This is a genomic window from Pyruvatibacter sp. HU-CL02332, from assembly GCF_040362765.1.
Lineage (GTDB): Bacteria > Pseudomonadota > Alphaproteobacteria > CGMCC-115125 > CGMCC-115125 > Pyruvatibacter.
In genome coordinates this window covers 2083432-2101446 of sequence record NZ_BAABWK010000001.1, presented here as the reverse complement: position 1 = coordinate 2101446, position 18015 = coordinate 2083432, and the positions used below count along the sequence as shown (strand labels likewise).

Sequence of the window (18015 nt, the reverse complement as noted above, 5' to 3'; positions counted from 1 at the left end):
CAAAATGCCATTTGCGAACGACACAAAAGCCGGTTCAACTGTCAGGCAATCTGCGATTGAATCTTGGGCGAGGAATATTGATGCTTACCGACTTGAATTTTGATGAGATAGACATCGGAGTTATCGACCGCTTGGTTGAAAACGGTGTGCCGGAGGGGCCGACCCTAGAATTCAAGCGAGATCAATACACTTGGGATCAAGACGGTCGGAAGGAGTTCTTGAAGGATGTGGTCTCTCTGGCAAATACCTTCGGCGGGCATCTGATTATAGGCGTTAGAGAAGAAGACGGTGTAGCGTCGGAAGTCACTCCTTTGACAATTCAAGACGTCGATTCCGAACTCTTACGGATGGAGTCTCTTATCTCCGATGGAGTTGAACCGAGGATCTCGGGAATCCGGCAGCAGTACGTGCGTGCCAATGAAGCCAAAGAAGGCGGCATTTTTCTTATACGGGTGCCACGAAGTTGGACACCGCCGCACAGAGTGAAGATAGCAAAGACCAGCCGCTTCTATGCGAGGAACTCCGCCGGTGTTTACGAACCCAGCGTCGAACAATTGCGCACACTCTTTACATATACTGCCAGTTCTCTTGACCGAGTGGTGGCCTTCAGAGCCGAGAGGCTCGCGTTGCTCGACGCTAACGATGGCCACATTCCCCTAGCGAAGGGCAAAGGTCGCTTTGTTCTTCACCTCGCACCGTTGGGTGGCCTGGCGGGACAGGTTCAGCAAGTTGACTTAGATCAGGTTTATTCCACGAGCCCGGAGTTGTGGCCTATCGCCGCTGACGGCCTAACTCCCAAAATCAATTTCCAAGGATATGCGAGTGTCCGTGGGGGACCCGAGTGTCATGGCTACACACAAGTATTTCGCAACGGTTCCATCGAAGCTACGAAGGTCAATGTGTGGCATGAACACGAAGGGAACCGCCTACTGTCCGCAGCAGCGTTTGACGAATGGCTAATGGAACCGACCGGAAAATACCTTGATGTGCTAAAGAAGATTGGTGTGCCCACGCCCATCTGCCTGATGGTTACGTTGCAGGGAGTACACGGCGCGGCGCTAGCCATATCCCAAGACCAGCGATGGAGTATCGGCTACCAACCTGTAACTCAAACCTCTTTGGAATTTGAACCGATAATCATTGAGCAATACGCGGATAGAGAAACTTATAAAACGGCGTTGCGCCCGGTTTGTGACGCGCTTTGGAACACCGCAGGCTACTCAAAGTCCCAGTACTTCGATGACCGAGATCGTTGGATAGGCCCTCCACGGTGAAACAAAAAAGCCCCGGCGGATTGCTCCGCCGGGGCTTTGTTTGTTGCGAGTGAAGCCTGCGGGTTACGCGGCTTCGTAGCCGAGGACGGCTTTGACTTCGAGGAATTCTTCGAAGCCGAACTCGCCCCATTCGCGGCCGTTGCCGGACTGCTTGTAGCCGCCGAACGGTGCGTTGACGTCCGGGCCGGCGCCGTTGAGGTGCACGTTGCCGGCGCGGATCTTGCCGGCGACTTCGCGGGCGTGGTTGATGTCGCCTGACTGGACGTAGGACGAGAGGCCGTACTCCGTGTCATTCGCCATCTCGATGGCCTGTTCTTCCGTCTCATAGGTGAGGATGGAAAGAACCGGGCCGAAGATTTCCTCACGGGAAATCGTCATGTCCGGCGTCACGTCTGCAAAGACGGTCGGGCGGACATAGAAGCCCTTGTTGAGACCTTCAGGACGACCCGTGCCACCGGCGACGAGTGTTGCGCCTTCGTCGATGCCCTTCTGGATCAGGTCCTGGATCTTGTTGAACTGAACTTCAGACACAACAGGACCGATGGTCGTTCCTTCCGCATGCGGATCACCGGCCTTGACGCCTTCAGCAGCTGCCTTGGCAACGGCTTTGACTTCGTCGTTCTTGGAGGCTGGTACGAACATGCGGGTTGGTGCGTTGCACGACTGGCCCGAGTTCATCATCACGCCCTGAACGCCACCGGCGACAGCAGCTGAGATGTCTGCATCTTCCAGAACGATGTTCGGTGACTTGCCGCCCAGTTCCTGTGCGACGCGCTTGACCGTGTCGGCAGCTGCCTTGGCAACCATGATGCCGGCGCGGGTTGAGCCCGTGAACGACACCATGTCCACGTCCTTGTGGCTGGAGAGCGGTGCGCCAACTGACGGACCGTCGCCATTCACCAGGTTGAAGACGCCTTTTGGCAGGCCTGCTTCGTGGAAGATTTCCGCCAGGATGATGGCGTTGAGCGGTGCTACTTCAGATGGCTTGAGCACCATGGTGCAGCCAGCAGCAAGTGCCGGTGCAACCTTGCAGACGATCTGATTGACCGGCCAGTTCCATGGCGTGATGAAACCGCAGACGCCCACAGCTTCCTTCTTGATCTGCGTGGAACCGCGGACTTCTTCGAACTGGTAGTTCTTCAGGATTTCAAGCGTGCTGCTGAAATGCGCAACGCCCATGGCAGCCTGAGCAGCCTTGGCCAGCCAGATCGGCGCGCCCATCTCAGTGGAGATGGTTTCAGCGATCTCGTCATAGCGGGTCTGATAGACCTCGAGGATCTTTTCAAACATCGCGATGCGCTCTTCGCGGGTCGTGTTCGACCATGCGGGGAACGCAGCCTTGGCAGCAGCGACAGCGTTGTCGACGTCTGCTTCCGAGCCCATGGAAATGGTGCCGCAAGGCTCTTCCGTGGCCGGGTTGATGACCTCAAGGGTCTTGGGGGTGGCGGGGTCGACCCACTCACCATTGATGTAGAACTGGAGGGCTTCCTTCACGTCTTTCTCCCGTGTTGTGCGCGAGGCCTGACTGTCAGGCGCGCGCCTATAGACAATTTCGTGTGCGGGCGGGCAGGCGGACATCCGCTTGCCCCAATTCCCCAGCAAAACCATCGCGAAACGGCGGATTTCCGCTCTTTTTGACGCTGGTTTCGCATCCCGGGGCGGACTCTGGCACGAAGCAATCCACGTCGCTAGTCCTGCGGACCCCTCAGATTCTGCCATAGTGACTCTTTTGCGCTCGCGGCGCGCGGCGCCTCCGCGGGGGCGGCGCAATAAGCGCCGGCGTGCCGTCGCACGCTTGGCTGCGGTGCAGCCTGGTGCAGCCTGGTGCACCTCCTCGCCGTATCCCCGGACTTGATCCGGGGTCCACTCGCATTCGCTACGTGGGAGGGCGTTGCGGAACTCTGCTCTTGCTTTGCACCAGCCATGCCCTGCTATCGGTTGGCCAATACGCGTGGCCGCATTAGCCTGCGCGAAACAAACAAGAGGTGATGGTGTGTTGGCGGCAAAGTGGATTTTTCGGATTGCAGGCATTTACGGCCTGCTGGTGATCACACCGCTGTTCTTTGCGGATACTTCACAGATGGCGGAGCCGGTTTATTATCTCGGCTTTGCGGGCATCGCGTTTGCGTTCCAGGTATTGTTTCTCGTGATCTCGACAGACCCTGGGCGCTACCGTCCGATCATGCCGGTTTGTGTGCTTGAGAAGCTCAGCACCCTGCCCTTCATCTATCTGTATCTGGTCGGGCGTGGCGACGAGCAGTTCTTCTTTGGTGGCATTGCGGATCAGGTTCTGGCAATTGCGTTCATCGTAGCGTTTTTGATGACGCCCAAGCGCGACGCCGCGTGATGGGGCGTGCCTAGAGGCCCTTCATCCACTCAATCATGTGAGCGGCGATTTCTTCGCCCTTGTCGTCCTGCAGGAAATGGCCACCGCCTTTGATGACTTTGTGGGGCTGGCCTTTGGCACCCTTGAAGCGCTTGGCAAAAACCTTGTCCTGACCGGCTGTGACCGGGTCGCTGTCTGAGAAGACCAGCAGCACGGGCGTATCAAGCGCTTCGAGTTTCTTCCACGCGGCCTGTCCCTTGGCGAGTTCGCTGGGCACCAGCCACGGCATGGCGCGCGGGCCCATCATGTAGGGCTCGTCCGGGAAAGGTGCCTGATAGGCGGCCACTTCGTCTGTGCTCAGCTCGTTGACCGTGCCGGACTGAAGGGTGGCACCGGGATTGAACTCGCGGGCAAAGCGGGCATGGGCGATCCAGTCCGGGAAGCCGTTGATCATGTCCATGCTGGTGATGGTGTCGCCCTTGGCCTTGGCCTTGCGGCGCATCACCCACTTGCCGATGAGCGACATGGGGAACGGGGCCGCGGGCAGGCCGGTATTGCCTGCGGTGATGGACGCAAAGCGCTGCGGGATTTCAGCAACGACGCGCAGGCCGATGAGGCCGCCCCAGTCCTGCACAAATACATTGATGCCAGTGAGATCGAGGCGCTCAACAAAGCTGCGCATCCATGCGACGTGGCCGGAGTAGCTGTGCATGTCCTTGGAGGTGGGTTTGTCAGAGCGACCAAAGCCGATCAGATCCGGTGCGATGACGCGATAGCCTGCGGCCACCAGCGGCGGGATCATCTTGCGGTAGAGGTAGCTCCAGCTGGGCTGGCCGTGGAGCAGCAGCACGATTTCGCCATCACGCGGGCCTTCATCCACATAGTGCATCTCGATGCCAGGCGCGACTTCCTGATAGTGCGGTGCAAAGGGCCAGTCCGGCAGATTGTCAAACCGGGCGTCCGGTGTGCGGATAACGGATGTGTTCGGCTGCGCCATGGCTGTCCCCGTGTCGTATGCGTTGGCAGTAAGCGGATGTGACATAGCACAGCCGCCATTCATTTGTGGATTGACTTTCCGCAGGCATTTGTTTTTATTATCCATATGGATAATAAAAGAAACAGTCCGGACCGAAAGCGCGGAAAGCGGTCAGCCGAAGCTGCTGACGAGACCCGCCGAGGCATTCTGGCCGCCGCCGGTCGGCATTTCGCGGCGGACGGCTTTGGCGCAACCAGCCTGCGTGACATTGCAGACAGCGCCGGCACGACCCATGGGCTGATCCGTCATCACTTCGGCACCAAGGATGACCTGTGGAAGGCCGTCGTCGATGACTTCATTGCGCAGGTGGCAGAACGCCAGTTGCCCCTGTTCGACAAGATCGATGAGGACGATCCGGTGGACCTGCTCAAGGCGTTCATCACGCAGTTCATGCGGCAGACGGCGGACATGCCGGAGGTTGCAAAACTGATGCTCAAGGAGGGCGGCGAACAAGGCCCGCATCTCGATTATCTGGTGGCGCGCATCCTGCCGGTGCACGAGCTGATCACGCCGGTGTTCGAGCGGGTGCAAAAGGCCGGATATCTCACAGAGCACGATCCGGAGTCGTTCTTCATCTTTCTGGTGATGCTCTGCTCGGTTCCCTTCGCTCTCGCACCCTTCACCAACAAGTTCTACCGCGATGACATCGCGGGCGATGCCGGCGTCGAGGCGCATATCAACCGTGTGCTGAGCACCCTGTTCCCCAAAACCACATAGACGCGGGCATCCAGTTCGAAGAAGGAAATGACAATGAGAAAGTTATTCATCGTGACGGCCGGCATCGTGGCCATTCTGATTGCGGGGATTGCAGTCATCTTCAGTTCGGGACCTGAGCTGCATGAGCCGTCCGACCTGTCCGACTTCATCGGCACGCCGGACAGCCCGATCATCATCAAGGACATTTCCGGACTTGAAGACCAGGTCATCATTGACCGGAACGTAGGCGTTGAAACGCGCGACGGCGTTCGGCTGTCCGCCAATGTCTATCGCCCGAAGCCGGAAGGGCCCTTCCCCGTGGTGATGATGCTGACCGCCTACCATAAGGACGAAGGCCCGAACCAGTATCCGGATTACATCCGCCGCAATGCGACGCCCGAATATAACATGGGCCAGATCAAAGTGAGCCCATGGACCCCCTGGGAAGGTCCGGACCCGGCCTATTGGGTGCAGCAGGGCTATGCGGTGGTGACGCTGGACAGCCGTGGCTATGGAAAATCCGAAGGCGTGGCCAGCGTGCTGAGCATGCAGGACCGGCATGACTTTCATGACGCCATCACCTGGGCCGGGACACAGGATTGGAGCAACGGCAATGTGGGCCTGACGGGGGTCTCGTACCTCGCCATCGCCCAATGGGTGGCTGCCAGCAGTGCACCTGAGCACCTCAAGGCGATCATGCCGTGGGAAGGCCAGAGCGACAATTATCGCGAAGTCCTGTTTCATGGCGGCATTCCGGAAACAGCCTTTACCGAGTTCTGGCTGACGCGGGTGCGCAGCAAGGCCAATGACATCAATCTGCCGCCAGCAGCGATCGTCAATTTTGCCGGTGAAAGACCGATGCTGATGAAGTGGCTGCAGGAAAACGTGATGCCGCCGTCAGGCATTGCGCTGGAGGAGATCACGGTCCCGGCTTTGATCGCGGCGAGCTGGTCTGACCACGGCATGCATACGCGCGGTTCGTTTGAGGGTTTCAAGCGCATCGGATCGCAGCAGAAGTGGCTCTACACGCACGGGCAGCCCAAATGGGACGTCTATTACAGCCCCGAGGCGCTGGAGATGCAGACGGCCTTCTTCGACCACTTCCTCAAAGGCGCGGACAACGGCTTTGACACCCGACCGCGCGTCCGGCTGGAGGTGCGTGACACGCTTGATACCTACAGCGTGCGCAGCGAAGACACCTGGCCCCTGCCCGCCACAGTGCTGACGCCGCTCTACCTGGATGCCGCCACAGATGCATTGGCTGACAGTCAACCTACGGACAGTGCCGTGAAGCGGTACGACGCCGTGGAGGGTGGTGCCGTCTTCCGCAAGACATTCAGCGAGGAGACGGAGCTGACCGGCAACATGAAGCTCAAGCTATGGGTTGAGGCTGAGGGGGCCGATGACATGGACCTCTTCGTGGCAATCCGGAAATACGATGCTTCGGGCGAGGAAATCACTTTCTATGCCAAGGCGAGCTACACCAAGGGGCCGGTCGCGCTTGGCTGGCTGCGGGTGTCGCAGCGTGAACTCGACCCGGATCGCTCGACCCCGGCGCAACCGGTGCTGGCCCATGAGCGCAGCCTGCCGCTGTCCAGTGGCGAGATCGTGCCTGTCGAGATCGAGATCCTGCCCAGCGGCACCAGATTCATGCCGGGCGAAACCCTTGAGGTGTCCGTGCAGGGCCGTGATCAGATGGACCATATGGCGCTGGCACATAAGACAACCGTGAATGCGGGACAACATGTCATCCACACCGGCGGGGACTATGACTCGCATCTGCTGGTGCCGGTCATTCCGAAATAGGCAGGAGGTGACTGCACCTCCTGCCTGGTTGCGGCGCTGCTATGCAGCCAGATTTTCCACAGCAGCCTCGGCGCGGGCGACGGACTGGTCGTCCATCATGGTGCGATCGGCGGCGACCAGCTCCACATCATGGATGCCGATGAAACCCATGACGTGCTTGATCCAGCCGGATGCAAAGTCGATGTCGGAGCCGACCTGCGTGCCGCCGGAGGCTAGCGCGACATAGGCCTTCTTGTTTTCCAGCAGACCAACGGGGCCATTTTCCGTGTAGCTGAAGGTCACCCCTGCGCGGGCCACCTGATCGATCCATGCCTTGAACACCGCCGGGACACTAAAATTGTAAATCGGGGAGCCGATCACGATGGCGTCGGCGGCCTGTAGTTCCGCGACCAGTTGGTCCGAGACGCCCAGGGCGTCTTTCTGCGCTGCCGTGCGCTGGTCTTCCGGCGTGTTGATGGCGGCGGTGAAGGTTTCGTCGATGAAGGGGACGCCGTCGGCGAGGTCGCGGCGGATGAGCTTGGCGTCTTTGTTGCCACTCATCAGTCCTGAGACGATGCGGTCGCTGAGATCCCGGCTCACGGAGCCTGACTTTCTGGCGCTGGCATCAATGTGCAGGACAGTGAACGGGGCTGCGGTGTCTTTGTTGCGGTTGAACATCTGATCTCTCCATTTGGGCTCGCGGCGCCGGGAAGGCGCTGCTGAATTGCTGATGGGACCAAGATGGATGTTTTCCCTTACGGGATTAACCGGATAAATGGGGAATTATTGTTTCTCAAATAGAAATAAACGCGCAATTGCTTGGCGGAGCGCTGGAAAGAGCTACACTCGCTTCCAATCAGAAACAAAGTCATCAAGACATTCAGTTATCAGGTGGAGGAACCCTCGATGCATGATCTCGTGATCAGGAACGGGCTCGTTTATGACGGGCTGGGCGGCAAGCCTTATGAAGCTGATGTGGCCATTGACGGCACGACGATTTCCATCGTCGGCACAGTGACGGATGCGGGCCGCGAAGAGATTGATGCCAAGGGCCAGATCGTGACGCCGGGCTTTGTGGATGCGCATACGCATTATGACGGCCAAGTCACGTGGGACCCCTATCTGCAGCCTTCCACCTTTCATGGTGTCACCACCGCCATCATGGGCAATTGCGGGGTTGGCTTTGCGCCCTGCGCGCCGGACCGTCACTCATGGCTCATCGGCCTGATGGAGGGTGTGGAAGATATTCCGGGTACGGCGCTTGCCGAGGGCATCAAGTGGGGCTGGGAGAGTTTTCCTGACTACATGGATGTGGTCGAAAAATCTCCGCTTGCGCTGGATGTGGGTCTGCAGGTGCCGCACGGCGCGCTGCGTGCCTATGTGATGGGCGAACGTGGCGCGCGGCTTGAGCCTGCGACGCGTGAAGACACGGACAAGATGGGGGCGCTGGTTGAAGACGCCCTTGAGGCCGGGGCGCTGGGTGTCACCACCTCCCGCACGGAAAAGCACCGCGACAAGGATGGCGAACATACGCCGACCTACAAGGCGGAAGAGATGGAACTCAATGGCATTGCCGAAGCGATGAAACGCTCCGGCAAGGGTGTCATTCAGCTCATTGCCGACTTCCGCGACGTGGACTGGGAGTTCGGCATGTTGCGCAACATGGTGGAAATTTCCGGCCGTCCGCTGTCGCTCACCATTGAACAAGACGACCGGCATCCGGACACCTGGAAACAGGTGCTGGACAAGATTGCTGATGCCAACAAGGCCGGCCTGCCCATGCGTGGCCAGGTGCCCGCCCGCCCCACCGGCGTGGTGATGGGACTGACGGCGTCTCTCAACCCGTTCCTGCTCTACAAGACGTGGCACGAGATTATGCCCCGGACGCTCGAAGCGCAGGTGGCAGCACTCAAGGACCCTGATTTCCGGTCACGCCTGCTGGCTGAAAAAGTCGAGTTCAAGGAAGGCGAGATTTCAACGCAGCTGTTCACCTGGTTCCACAAGATGTTCCCGCTGGGCAGCCCGCCGAACTACGAGCCGGCGCCGGAAGACAGCGTGGAGGCCCACGCCAAGCGGGACGGCCGCGACCCACGCGACGTGCTGCTGGACTGGATGGCGGAAGATGACGGCAAGGCACTGATCTACTTCCCGCTGATGAACTATCTGCCGGGCGATCTGTCGTACGTGGAGCAAATGCTGAAGCATCCCAACACCACTTTCGGCCTGAGCGACGGCGGCGCGCATGTGGGCATCATCTGCGATGCCAGCTTCCCTACCACCATGCTGACCCATTGGGGCCGCGACCGGTCACGCGGCGACAAGCTGCCGCTTGAGTGGATCATCAGTGGACAGACGAAAAAGACAGCAGAGCTTGTGGGTCTCTATGACCGTGGCGTGCTGGCGCCGGGCATGAAGGCGGACGTCAATGTCATCGACTTTGACAACCTCACCATGGACAAGCCGGAAATCGTCTATGACCTGCCCGCAGGCGGCAAACGCTTTGTGCAGAAGACGCGCGGCTATACGGCCAGCATCATTTCGGGCGCCGTGGCGTTCCGCGATGGGGAGCCGACCGGTGTGCTGGGCGGCAAGCTCATTCGCGGCAGTCAGGCGCGTCCGGCGGCGGCACAGATACCGGCTGCGGCGGAATAATCAATGAGCAGGTTTTTAGGCGACATCCGCCAGAACGGCTATGTGGTTCGCGACATCGAGCGCGCCATGCGCCACTGGACCGAGGTGATGGGCGTCGGGCCGTTCTTCTACATTGAGGACGTGCCGGTCAGTAATTTTGAGTATGGCGGCAAGCCGTCAGACGTGAAGATGAGCATTGCGCTGGCCAATTCCGGACCGCTGCAGATCGAACTCATCCAGCAGCGCAATGATGCGCCGTCGATGTATCTGGATTTTCTGAACGCGGGCCACGAAGGCTTGCAGCATGTGGCGTTCTGGACGGCAGATTTTGACCGCGACATGGTGCAGATGACCGACCGCGGATTTGAGGTCGGTCATTCCGGCCAGATCGGTGCCGATGGGCGCTTTGTGTATTTTACACAGCAGGACCATCCCGGCAGCGTCATCGAGTTGTCGGAAACCAATGGCCGCAAGGGCAAGTTCTTCCAGTCCATCCGCGATGCGGCGGACAGCTGGGATGGGTCTGATCCGGTGCGAAAGGTCTAGGCGTCAGGTTTTGTCGACCGAACCACGCGCAACTCCATTGCCTTTGATAGTCCCCGTTTCGTGGGTCGCCAGAAAAGCCCCATAGTACCGGCGGTTGTTTTAGTATAGCTTGTACTTATAAGTCCCAAGGCTGAAAACTGTATTCGTATTGTTTCAATATCTTGAATATTCACAGATAGATTTGCGCTACGGCCCTTTCCCTTTAAATAATTTCCAAGTGCGTAACTCATTATTGTGTCGGTGGGGTATTCTTCTAACTTAGGTCCAATTGCCGATAATATTTCGCCCCATGTACACTCATACACGCCCTTTTCTACTGAATACCTGCCCGGATAAGTATATCGTATCGAAAATTTTTCGTCTAATCCGGCTATATCTTCGATATCTGGTAAATTTGATTTGCTGATTTGATTTACTTCGTCTTTCAGAGAGTCATTTTCCTTTCTCAGCTCATTTATTTCCCTGAGCAAACCTTCGCTTGCCACCCCTTCACCTCGCACCCAACCAACCGCAGGAAACCTCTTGATTGCATCAACAAGACTTACGGTAACTAGGCCAGCAAGCCCTGAGGAATCTTCCCACATCTTTACCAAGCGTCCAGTGCATACCTTTTCTCGAAAGTCGTCTAGTTTCGCTCGTAATACTGGGTCAATATCAGACTTTTCGACCGAAATAGAATCAGGTTTTGAATGAATAAAAGCAAGCACTGGAATCCCCTTCGCCACAGCGTAGTCGAATTCTTTCTCAGTATATCCTATGCCATCTTCTGACAACGATCCGTATCTACCCCCAATTACTATTATATAGTAGTCGCAATCATCGATAACTCCTTGAATGAACCTCCACTGCTCATCATCGGAAGCAGGAAAAATCTCCATACCTGCAGGTATGCAATCCAAGTTCAAAAGTGTCCGAATGATCTCATTTCTTTCATCTTTTAGATCTGCATATGTTGAACTTACAAAGACTTGATACCTCTTTTCCAAATCACGTCCTCCTTGGTGTTTCCGTAAGTTCCTTTTTGCAAATTTAACTTGGAAGTCTCCATCTGCAATACATTGTTGGAACATGATAATATTGGCGGAGGCTGACTAGTCGTCCATCATCTGCCAGGCGGTTTTGCTGTCATAGTAGAACTGCTCGCTCGCGATGCGGTCGCCGTCCCATCGCTGCAGGGACACTTCCTCCAGCTGGCGGCGAGTACCGGCCTTGTCGGTCATGATGAAGGTCCAGCGGATGGCCACATTGTCACCGTCCACGAGGAACGTGGCGACGGGCTTCGTCTCCATCTTTTGCATGTTGGACAGGGCCTTGGCCTCGTGCGCCATGAGTGTGTCGCGGCCCCGGCGTGGCTCGCCGAGGTTTTCCTGCATGGTGGCGTCCTCATGATAGAAATCGCGGATGGCCTCCACGTGGTCGCCATGGACGACTGCGTCAATAAAGCGTTCGACGCGCTGTTTGTCGGGCATATGATCTGGCTCATTGTTCAATAATTGAAAATACAGCACCGTTGACTATGAGGTGGCGGTGCACACGCTACGTAAGGTGCCGCTCCCAAAGGTACCAGTGGATGCAATGCGTGTTGCGTAAATAGCCAAAGACATGAGGAGTTTCGCCGATGAGCGACAAAATTCTGCACGAGCTGTCACCTGCCGAGGTCAAGGCGAAGATGGATGCGGGCGACGTAGTCGTCATTGATGTGCGTGAGCCGCGCGAATATGGCGCCGAGCGTATTCCCGGCGCGTTCAATTTTCCCCTGTCGACGTTTGATGCATCTGCTCTGCCCACAGGCGGCAAGCCGGTGATCCTGCATTGCGGTGTCGGCAAACGATCCGCCATGGCGGCTCAAAAGTGTTTTGAGGGCGGCGCAGCGGAGGCAACGCATATGGCCGGTGGGCTGGGTGAGTGGAAAAAAGCCGGCCTGCCCCTGATCGTCACAGATCCTGAAACCGGGCAGCCTGAACTAAAGGGCTGAATACTAACGGTTTTTGCCACTTTCTGATCGACCGATCAAATTATTGCTTGAACCCTCCGCACGCCTCCCCATACTCCTACTACCGGCATGGTCATGCCGGAACAGGGGAGGACAGACTCATGGCTTCGGAAAAGTTTTCGGGCACCGCCAAGACAATTCACTGGGTGACAGCGCTGCTGGTGCTGGTGGCAATCCTGTTTTCGTTCGGCGTCATTCCGCCGGGCTTTGAAGGCATGCCGCTGGATGAGCGGTTGCAGACGCTGATGATCCATTCCGGCAATGGCATCGTGGTACTGCTGCTGACCTTCTATCGCATCCGGTATCGCCGTACGCATACGCCGCCCGCCTACCCTGACAGCATGCCAGCTTGGCAGAAGACGGCGTCGAAATGGAACGTGTACGGATTGTATGCGCTGCTGATCTATCAACCGATCATCGGCATCTCACACGCGCTGACCTATGTGGATGGGGACATCAAGCCTTATGGCCTGATCAACCTCACAGGCCTGGCACCGTCTGACGCGGCTTTGACGCAGGTATTCCACGTGATGCACGCCATTGGCGGGCTGGCGCTGTCAGCGCTGCTGATCGTGCATGTGGCGGCGGCCATGAAGCACTGGCTCATCGACCGGGACAAGGTGTTCCAGCGGATGCTGCCTTACGGCAAGGTTTAGTGGTTAGCTGCGCGCGTTCAACAGGGGGCCGTGATTGATCTTCGGCAGCACAAGCCGGGAGAAGTACTCGGCCTCCTTCGCGTGGGGGTAGCCTGACAGAATGAAGGCGGAAAAGCCCATTTCGCGGTACATCTCAAGCTTGGCGGCCACCTGATCCGGGTTGCCGACGATGGCCGCGCCACAGCCTGAGCGTGCCTTGCCGATACCGGTCCACAGATTTTCCTCGGCAAAGCCTTCGTCATCCGCGCCGTCGCGCATCATGGCCTGACGGCGGACGCCTTCAGACGTTGCGTCCAGCGCGCGGGCGCGGAGCTTTTCGCCCTCCTCCACATCAAGCTTGGACATGATGTGGCGGGCGTGCGCCCTCGCCTCTTCCTCGGTCTCGCGCACGATCACATGCACCCGGTAGCCGAATTTGAGTTCGCGGCCATGGTTTGCCGCGCGGGTGCGCATGTCATCCACCAGCGCCTGCACCTTGTCCTTGGTGTCCGGCCACATAAGGAAAACATCAGCACCCTTGGCGGCGACTTCGCGGGCGGCCGGGGACATGCCGCCAAAATAGAAAGGCGGGCATTTGCCCGACACCGTGCCGATGCGCATGGGGTCCAGCTGCATTTGATAATGCTCGCCGTCGATATCGACGGGCTTGCCATCAAGAAGTGTACGGACGATCTCCATGGCCTCGAGCGTGCGGCCATAGCGCGGCGCGGACTCCATGGTCTGTCCCGGCATGTCGGAAGAAATGATATTGACGGTCAGACGGCCGCCGAGCATCTGGTCCAGAGTTGCAATCTGGCGCGCCAGTTGCGGCGGCCACATCTCGCCGCAGCGCACGGCCAGCAGCAGGCGCATGTTCTTGACCGTGGGGGCAACGCCTGCCGCGAACGCAACAGGATCAATCCCCAGCGAGAAACCGGACGGCAGCAGGATATTGTCAAAGCCACCTGCCTCCGCAGCATCCACAATTTCCTTGCAGTGCTCGAAGGTGGACAGAAAAGCCGGGTCCTGGGTGCCAAGAAACTCGGCATCATCGTCGCACAGGGCGGAGAACCAGGAGATTTCAACAGGATTTGTCATGGAGTGCATTTCCTAGGGAAGCGGCGCGCCCAGCGCGGCCTCGTAGACGGAATACCAGTCTTCGCGGCTGAGAGTTACATCGAGGGCGCTCATGGCGTCGGCGATGCGGGCCGGGGTCTGGCTGCCGATGATGGCGACGGGCTTTGACGGGTGCGCCAGCACGAAGGCCAGGGCGATGGCGGTGCGGCTGGCGGCGTGTTTGTCCGCCAGTTTGTCCAGCGTGGTGATCACATCAGACAATTGCGATGTGGGCGCTTCTGATGCGTGCAGCATCAGGCGGCCACCGGCAAGCGGGCTCCAGGCCAGGGGCGTCATGTTGGTCGCCATGCACAGGTCAAGAACGCCGTCGGTCACGGGCTCGATGGCAAGGGCTGACAGTTCCGGCTGCTGGGTGGCCATGGGGTGATCGAGATGGGCCTGCAGGGCCGATATCTGGTGCGCCGTCACATTGGAAAGGCCGTATTCGCGGATCTTGCCTTCCTTGCGCAGGGTTTGAAGCGTGTCCGCCAGCTCTGCGGGATGAGTGAGCAGGTCGGGGCGATGCACCTGATAGAGGTCGATTGTCTCGATCTGCAGGCGCTTCAAGGATGCTTCGCACGCGTCACGCAGATATTTTGCACTGCTGTCATAGGGGGTACCCGGAATGATGCCGCCCTTGCTGGCAATCACCATCTGGTCACGCAAAGCGGGTCGCGCCTTGAGGACGTGGCCGAACAGTTCTTCCGCCGCGCCGAAGGGGGCATCGGAATCCAGACCGTAGACGTCTGCTGTATCGAAAAGCGTGATGCCGGCTTCCAGCGCGCCTTCGACCTTGGCGTTGGCGTCTATTTCTGCCTGGGCACCGGTGGTTCCGGCAAAGCGCCACATGCCATAGGCGATGGGCGCAACCTTGATATCGCTCGCCCCGAGAGCACGCGGATTCCTGTCGATCACGATTTCGGACATTTATTTCCTCTGGCAGGTCGCATAAGACTGCACCCCATAACACAGGCTGGAGTGCAACGGTATGGGCGAAACGATCCGCTACGCCATCATTGGCGCGGGGATGATGGGCAATGAGCATATTCGCAACATCGCGATTATCGATGGGGCGGAAGTGGTGGCCGCGGCTGACCCCCATGAAGGCTCGCGCGACTGGGCGAAGCTCACCATGGAGGGCAAGCCGATTGAGCTTTACGCGGACTATCGCGACCTGTTTGCCAAACCGGACAGCTTTGATGCGCTGATCATCGCGACGCCGAACCACACCCACAAGGACGTGGTGGAGGATGCGCTGGCAACCGGCAAGCATCTGCTGATCGAAAAGCCGTTATGCACCACCTTTGATGATTGCCAGTGGATCGAGCTGGCAGCGTCCACCCATCCCGGTGTGGTTTGGATGGGCCTTGAGTATCGCTGGATGCCGCCGGTGACACGTTTTGTGGATGAAATCCGCGCGGGCGCTGTGGGCGACGTGAAGATGCTGACCATCCGGGAGCATCGCTTTCCGTTTCTCCAAAAGGTCGGCGACTGGAACCGGTTCAACCGGAACTCCGGCGGGACGCTGGTGGAGAAGAGCTGCCACTTCTTTGATCTGATGCGCCACATCATCGGCTCCGAGCCGCGCCGCGTGATGGCGTCAGGCGGGCAGGACGTGAACCATCTGGACGAGACCTATGACGGCAAGACACCGGACATCATGGACAATGCGTTTGTGATTGTTGAATTCGACAATGGGGTGCGGGCCTGCCACGAGCTGTGCATGTTTGTAACCGCGCTGGAGCAGCGCGAGCACCTGACCGTCACCGGCACCAAGGGCGCGTTGGAAGTGACCATTCCGCAAAGCGAGCTGGCCCACACGCTCAACACCGGCAACGACACCGTGCGGACGCATATTGAGGTGGATCAGAAGGTGCTGGATGCGGGGCATCACCATGGGGCGTCCTACTACCAGCATCTGGCGTTTCAGGACGCCATCCGCTCGGGCACAAAGCCTTTGGTGTCTGTGGGGGACGGGTTGCGCTCTGTGGCCATGGGGCTGGCAGCCCACCGCTCCATCGAGCAGGGGCGCATAGTAGATATGTCAGAGTTCGGGCTGTAATTTTCCGCCCACGAGCCCGATAGTGCGCGGCCCTGTTTGAGGACGCCGCCGTGACCAACGCTGATGATCACCCGATAGAGACCTACGCTGAGACTGTGTCGCCGCGCCGGCGGGCGCTGATGCTCGGGTCTATCGTGGCGCTCAACATGCTGGCGCTGGCGGCGACGGACCTCTATTTGCCATCGGTTCCCGCGCTGCCGGAGATTTTGGGGATCAGCCTTGAATCCGCGCAGATGACGCTCGTCGCCTTTGCCGCGGGCTTTGCCATTTCCCAGATTTTCATGGGCGCGTTTGGCGACATCTATTCACGGCGCGCCGTGCTTGGGACATCGGTTGCCTTGTTCGTGCCGGCCACCATTGCCTGCGCCATGGCGCAAAGTGCTGACGCGCTGATTGCTGCCCGCTTCGTGCAGGGGGCCGCGGGGGCTGCCAGTGCCGCACTGACGGCGCCGCTGATCCGCAACCTGTTTGAAGAAGCACGCGCCATCCATGCCATGTCGATCATCGGCTCCATTGACGCGGTGATCCCTGCCTTTGCTCCGATACTGGGCGCGTGGATCTTCATCACGTTTGGCTGGGCGTGGAACTTCTGGCTGCTGGCGATCATCACCATTCCTGCGGGCATCATTGCCTTCCTGGCGATGCCGCGGGAGCGGCCGAAACAGGGCCGTGATCTTGTGGGTGCACTGCTGGGATACACCGCGTTGCTGCGGCACCCGGCCTATATGGGCTATGCGCTGTCTCATGCGGCTGCTCTTGGCGGGTTTCTGGGGCTCGTGTTCAGCACGCCGGCCCTGCTGCGGCTGCATATGGACAGCGGACCGTCTGCTTTTGTCGGCACACAGATATTGTGGGTTGGTGTCTTTCTTGTCGCCGCCCAGATGACCGGCAAGCTGGTGCGGCGTTGGGGGGCTGACCGTCTCATCGTCGTGGGCAATCAGCTACAGATCGCAGGCGGCATTCTGCTGGTGGGATACACGTTGCTGGCAGCCCAGCCCCTATGGTGGATGCATGCGCTGGCGGCGGTGCCCACCTGCATCGGCCTTGGGCTGCGGGGCGGCGCCGGGTTTGCGCGTGCCATCGACATGATGCCCAGCCATGCAGCGCGCGCCAGTGCGTTCATCCTGTTTGCGTCCATGGCCGCCACCGCCCTGTGCACGGCAGCTGCCGCACCATTTCTTGAAACGGGCGTATGGGCGGGCGCCGTCTCCGTGCTGGTGATGAGCGTGGTCGCACTACTACTGCTGCGGCTGACGCGGCGATAGGAACTAGGCGTCAGCGGGAATGCCGTAGCCCGTGTACCATTCCTGAAACGGCATGACGTAGGCCGGTTCGCCATTGGTGCGGAACCAGCTGTCGACGACGTAGCGTTCTTCTGTGGCTGTTTCTTCAATCACGGCGGTGTAGTGCTGCCAGCGGCCGTCAATGAACGCGCCGCGAATGGACGGTGAATGAAGATTGTGGTGGCGGATCAGGCCGTCTTGTTCCATCAGCACAAGAACCATTGTGGTGTTGGCGGCTTCGTCGATGCAGTCCTGATAGGCCGGGTCGCCGGACCATGACGCGTTGAGCACGCCGCCGGGATCATCCGCCGTGCCAAGAATGGGGCCGACGGCGGTTTCAATCACACCCACGGCCTGCGCCATGGCGTATCGCTCTTCCGAAGCGGTTTTCACATTGGCGAATTCAGCGCGCACGGCCTGCCAGTGGGGCCGCAGATCAACCTGCGAGCGCACCTGACAGCCATAGGCGTGGCAGAAGGTGGCATCGGCCATCTGCGGTTGTTCGGGCAATTCGTAGAACGCAAAGAAATCATCCGGCTCCGACCAGTCCCATGAAACGCAGCCTGCGAGCAGCAGTGCGGATGCACCGGCGACAAATCCTGAAAACGCACGCACCATTGAGTAGCCCCTCC

18 protein-coding genes are annotated in these 18015 nt (G+C 58.9%); 10 read left to right on the top strand and 8 right to left on the bottom strand.

The features are described 5' to 3' along the window. Window positions 1-80: 80 nt before the first annotated feature. Window positions 81-1274, top strand: a complete 1194-nt coding sequence (locus tag ABXH05_RS09985; RefSeq protein ID WP_353560872.1) for an AlbA family DNA-binding domain-containing protein — start codon at window positions 81-83, stop codon at window positions 1272-1274. Between the two features lie 63 nt (window positions 1275-1337). On the opposite strand, the gene ABXH05_RS09980 is transcribed toward ABXH05_RS09985, so the two are convergent. Then, window positions 1338-2768, bottom strand: a complete 1431-nt coding sequence (locus tag ABXH05_RS09980) for an aldehyde dehydrogenase family protein (protein ID WP_353560871.1) — start codon at window positions 2766-2768, stop codon at window positions 1338-1340. Between the two features lie 499 nt (window positions 2769-3267). Between ABXH05_RS09980 and ABXH05_RS09975 the strand changes: the two genes are divergently transcribed. Then, the gene (locus ABXH05_RS09975; RefSeq protein WP_353560870.1) at window positions 3268-3621 is read left to right on the top strand and encodes a hypothetical protein; all 354 of its coding nucleotides are present in this window, start codon (window positions 3268-3270) and stop codon (window positions 3619-3621) included. A gap of 10 nt (window positions 3622-3631) precedes the next feature. Here ABXH05_RS09975 and ABXH05_RS09970 read toward each other — a convergent pair whose 3' ends face one another. Continuing rightward, on the bottom strand, window positions 3632-4642 hold the full coding sequence (locus ABXH05_RS09970; protein ID WP_353560869.1) for a haloalkane dehalogenase: 1011 nt from the start codon (window positions 4640-4642) through the stop codon (window positions 3632-3634). Between the two features lie 60 nt (window positions 4643-4702). On the opposite strand from ABXH05_RS09970, the gene ABXH05_RS09965 reads away from it, so the two are divergent. Together ABXH05_RS09965 and ABXH05_RS09960 are read left to right on the top strand one after the other, a co-directional pair. Next, window positions 4703-5353 (top strand): TetR/AcrR family transcriptional regulator, encoded by a 651-nt coding sequence (locus ABXH05_RS09965; RefSeq protein WP_353560868.1) that lies wholly within the window; start codon window positions 4703-4705, stop codon window positions 5351-5353. A gap of 33 nt (window positions 5354-5386) precedes the next feature. Beyond that, window positions 5387-7138: a CocE/NonD family hydrolase gene (locus tag ABXH05_RS09960; RefSeq protein WP_353560867.1), complete on the top strand. Its 1752-nt coding sequence runs from the start codon at window positions 5387-5389 to the stop codon at window positions 7136-7138. 39 nt (window positions 7139-7177) lie between these two features. Here ABXH05_RS09960 and ABXH05_RS09955 read toward each other — a convergent pair whose 3' ends face one another. Continuing rightward, window positions 7178-7795, bottom strand: a complete 618-nt coding sequence (locus ABXH05_RS09955) for an FMN-dependent NADH-azoreductase (protein ID WP_353560866.1) — start codon at window positions 7793-7795, stop codon at window positions 7178-7180. Between the two features lie 228 nt (window positions 7796-8023). Between ABXH05_RS09955 and ABXH05_RS09950 the strand changes: the two genes are divergently transcribed. Both ABXH05_RS09950 and ABXH05_RS09945 read left to right on the top strand, forming a co-directional pair. Next, window positions 8024-9769: an N-acyl-D-amino-acid deacylase family protein gene (locus ABXH05_RS09950; protein ID WP_353560865.1), complete on the top strand. Its 1746-nt coding sequence runs from the start codon at window positions 8024-8026 to the stop codon at window positions 9767-9769. Window positions 9770-9772: 3 nt separating this feature from the next. Then, window positions 9773-10294: a VOC family protein gene (locus ABXH05_RS09945; RefSeq protein WP_353560864.1), complete on the top strand. Its 522-nt coding sequence runs from the start codon at window positions 9773-9775 to the stop codon at window positions 10292-10294. On the opposite strand, the gene ABXH05_RS09940 is transcribed toward ABXH05_RS09945, so the two are convergent. Both ABXH05_RS09940 and ABXH05_RS09935 read right to left on the bottom strand, forming a co-directional pair. Then, window positions 10291-11280, bottom strand: coding sequence for a DUF4062 domain-containing protein (locus ABXH05_RS09940; RefSeq protein WP_353560863.1), 990 nt, complete (start codon window positions 11278-11280; stop codon window positions 10291-10293). The genes ABXH05_RS09945 and ABXH05_RS09940 overlap by 4 nt on opposite strands. 105 nt (window positions 11281-11385) lie before the next feature. Then, entirely contained in the window at window positions 11386-11763 is a 378-nt protein-coding gene (locus ABXH05_RS09935; RefSeq protein WP_353560862.1) for a nuclear transport factor 2 family protein, read from the bottom strand. Between the two features lie 149 nt (window positions 11764-11912). Between ABXH05_RS09935 and ABXH05_RS09930 the strand changes: the two genes are divergently transcribed. Both ABXH05_RS09930 and ABXH05_RS09925 read left to right on the top strand, forming a co-directional pair. Then, window positions 11913-12269: a rhodanese-like domain-containing protein gene (locus tag ABXH05_RS09930; RefSeq protein WP_353560861.1), complete on the top strand. Its 357-nt coding sequence runs from the start codon at window positions 11913-11915 to the stop codon at window positions 12267-12269. A gap of 119 nt (window positions 12270-12388) precedes the next feature. Then, window positions 12389-12943, top strand: a complete 555-nt coding sequence (locus tag ABXH05_RS09925; RefSeq protein WP_348137265.1) for a cytochrome b — start codon at window positions 12389-12391, stop codon at window positions 12941-12943. Between the two features lie 3 nt (window positions 12944-12946). Here ABXH05_RS09925 and ABXH05_RS09920 read toward each other — a convergent pair whose 3' ends face one another. Together ABXH05_RS09920 and ABXH05_RS09915 are read right to left on the bottom strand one after the other, a co-directional pair. After that, the gene (locus ABXH05_RS09920) at window positions 12947-14020 is read right to left on the bottom strand and encodes an LLM class flavin-dependent oxidoreductase (RefSeq protein ID WP_353560860.1); all 1074 of its coding nucleotides are present in this window, start codon (window positions 14018-14020) and stop codon (window positions 12947-12949) included. Window positions 14021-14032: 12 nt separating this feature from the next. Next, entirely contained in the window at window positions 14033-14965 is a 933-nt protein-coding gene (locus ABXH05_RS09915; RefSeq protein ID WP_353560859.1) for an aldo/keto reductase, read from the bottom strand. Between the two features lie 61 nt (window positions 14966-15026). On the opposite strand from ABXH05_RS09915, the gene ABXH05_RS09910 reads away from it, so the two are divergent. After that, complete coding sequence (locus ABXH05_RS09910; protein WP_353560858.1) at window positions 15027-16100, top strand: Gfo/Idh/MocA family protein; 1074 nt, start codon at window positions 15027-15029, stop codon at window positions 16098-16100. Between the two features lie 50 nt (window positions 16101-16150). After that, window positions 16151-17365: an MFS transporter gene (locus tag ABXH05_RS09905; protein ID WP_353560857.1), complete on the top strand. Its 1215-nt coding sequence runs from the start codon at window positions 16151-16153 to the stop codon at window positions 17363-17365. Between the two features lie 3 nt (window positions 17366-17368). Here ABXH05_RS09905 and ABXH05_RS09900 read toward each other — a convergent pair whose 3' ends face one another. Then, window positions 17369-18001: a hypothetical protein gene (locus ABXH05_RS09900; protein WP_353560856.1), complete on the bottom strand. Its 633-nt coding sequence runs from the start codon at window positions 17999-18001 to the stop codon at window positions 17369-17371. Window positions 18002-18015: the final 14 nt, after the last annotated feature.

Coding starts and splice junctions, on each gene's coding strand:
- ABXH05_RS09985 (WP_353560872.1), top strand. CDS start 81: ATGCTTACCGACTTGAATTTTGATGAGATAGACATCGGAGTTATCGAC.
- ABXH05_RS09970 (WP_353560869.1), bottom strand. CDS start 4,642: ATGTCACATCCGCTTACTGCCAACGCATACGACACGGGGACAGCCATG.
- ABXH05_RS09965 (WP_353560868.1), top strand. CDS start 4,703: ATGGATAATAAAAGAAACAGTCCGGACCGAAAGCGCGGAAAGCGGTCA.
- ABXH05_RS09960 (WP_353560867.1), top strand. CDS start 5,387: ATGAGAAAGTTATTCATCGTGACGGCCGGCATCGTGGCCATTCTGATT.
- ABXH05_RS09955 (WP_353560866.1), bottom strand. CDS start 7,795: ATGTTCAACCGCAACAAAGACACCGCAGCCCCGTTCACTGTCCTGCAC.
- ABXH05_RS09950 (WP_353560865.1), top strand. CDS start 8,024: ATGCATGATCTCGTGATCAGGAACGGGCTCGTTTATGACGGGCTGGGC.
- ABXH05_RS09945 (WP_353560864.1), top strand. CDS start 9,773: ATGAGCAGGTTTTTAGGCGACATCCGCCAGAACGGCTATGTGGTTCGC.
- ABXH05_RS09935 (WP_353560862.1), bottom strand. CDS start 11,763: ATGCCCGACAAACAGCGCGTCGAACGCTTTATTGACGCAGTCGTCCAT.
- ABXH05_RS09930 (WP_353560861.1), top strand. CDS start 11,913: ATGAGCGACAAAATTCTGCACGAGCTGTCACCTGCCGAGGTCAAGGCG.
- ABXH05_RS09925 (WP_348137265.1), top strand. CDS start 12,389: ATGGCTTCGGAAAAGTTTTCGGGCACCGCCAAGACAATTCACTGGGTG.
- ABXH05_RS09920 (WP_353560860.1), bottom strand. CDS start 14,020: ATGACAAATCCTGTTGAAATCTCCTGGTTCTCCGCCCTGTGCGACGAT.
- ABXH05_RS09915 (WP_353560859.1), bottom strand. CDS start 14,965: ATGTCCGAAATCGTGATCGACAGGAATCCGCGTGCTCTCGGGGCGAGC.
- ABXH05_RS09910 (WP_353560858.1), top strand. CDS start 15,027: ATGGGCGAAACGATCCGCTACGCCATCATTGGCGCGGGGATGATGGGC.
- ABXH05_RS09900 (WP_353560856.1), bottom strand. CDS start 18,001: ATGGTGCGTGCGTTTTCAGGATTTGTCGCCGGTGCATCCGCACTGCTG.